The organism is Mesorhizobium sp. M7A.F.Ca.ET.027.03.2.1 (assembly GCF_003999175.1).
Taxonomy (GTDB): Bacteria; Pseudomonadota; Alphaproteobacteria; order Rhizobiales; family Rhizobiaceae; genus Mesorhizobium.
Genome location: NZ_RZOM01001399.1, coordinates 1 through 1,235, shown reverse-complemented (window position 1 = coordinate 1,235; position 1,235 = coordinate 1). Strand labels below are relative to the sequence as shown.

Sequence of the window (1,235 nt, the reverse complement as noted above, 5' to 3'; positions counted from 1 at the left end):
AAGCGCATACCACGCTGGCGCGCGCGATGAACCAGATCGGCGGCAAGTCGAACACCGGCGAGGGCGGCGAAGAGGCCGACCGCTATCTGCCGCTGCCTGGCGGCGGCAAGAACCCGGAACGCTCGGCAATCAAGCAGATCGCCTCGGGCCGTTTCGGCGTCACGGCCGAATACCTCGTCAATTCCGACATGATGCAGATCAAGGTGGCGCAGGGTGCCAAGCCCGGCGAGGGCGGTCAGCTGCCCGGCCACAAGGTCGACGCGACCATCGCCAAGGTCCGGCATTCGACGCCGGGCGTGGGCCTGATCTCGCCGCCGCCGCATCACGACATCTATTCGATCGAGGATCTGGCACAGCTGATCTACGACCTGAAGAACGTCAATCCGGCGGCCGACGTGTCGGTCAAGCTGGTGTCGGAAGTCGGCGTCGGCACGGTTGCGGCGGGCGTCGCCAAGGCACGCGCCGACCACATCACCATTTCGGGCTATGATGGCGGCACTGGCGCCTCGCCGCTGACCTCGCTCAAGCATGCCGGCAGCCCATGGGAAATGGGCCTTGCCGAGACGCACCAGACGCTGGTGCTGAACGGTCTGCGGTCGCGCGTCGCGCTGCAGGTCGACGGCGGCTTGCGCACGGGGCGCGACGTTATCATCGGTGCGCTGCTTGGCGCCGACGAGTTCGGCTTCTCGACGGCACCGCTGATCGCGGCCGGCTGCATCATGATGCGCAAGTGCCATCTCAACACCTGCCCGGTCGGCGTCGCGACGCAGGATCCGGTGCTGCGCAAGCGCTTCAAGGGCACGCCCGAGCATGTCATCAACTTCTTCTTCTACGTGGCGGAAGAGGTGCGGGAGCTGCTCGCCGAGATGGGTTATACCCATATCGACCAGATCATCGGCGACAGTGATCTTCTGGAAAAGCGCGACCTGATCGTGCACTGGAAGGCGCGCGGGCTCGATTTCTCGAAGATGTTCTTCAAGCCGGATGCGCCGCATGAGGCCGTGCACTGGACCGAGCGCCAGAAGCACCCGATCGACGACGTGCTCGACCGCAAGCTGATCGAGCTGGCAAAGCCTGCGCTCGAAAGCAAGCTGCCGGTCAAGATCGAGGTCGATATCCGCAATGTCGACCGCTCGGCGGGCGCCATGCTGTCGGGTGAAGTGGCCAAGCGCTTCAAGCACAAGGGCCTGCGCGAGGACACCATCCAGGTGAAGCTGACCGGCACTGCCGGCCAG

Annotated in this window: 1 protein-coding gene; it reads left to right on the top strand. The window is 65.1% G+C overall.

The annotated features are described in order from the left end of the window. The coding region (locus tag EN750_RS35030; RefSeq protein WP_245482902.1) for a glutamate synthase-related protein at positions 1 to 1,235 on the top strand (1,235 nt) is incomplete at both ends.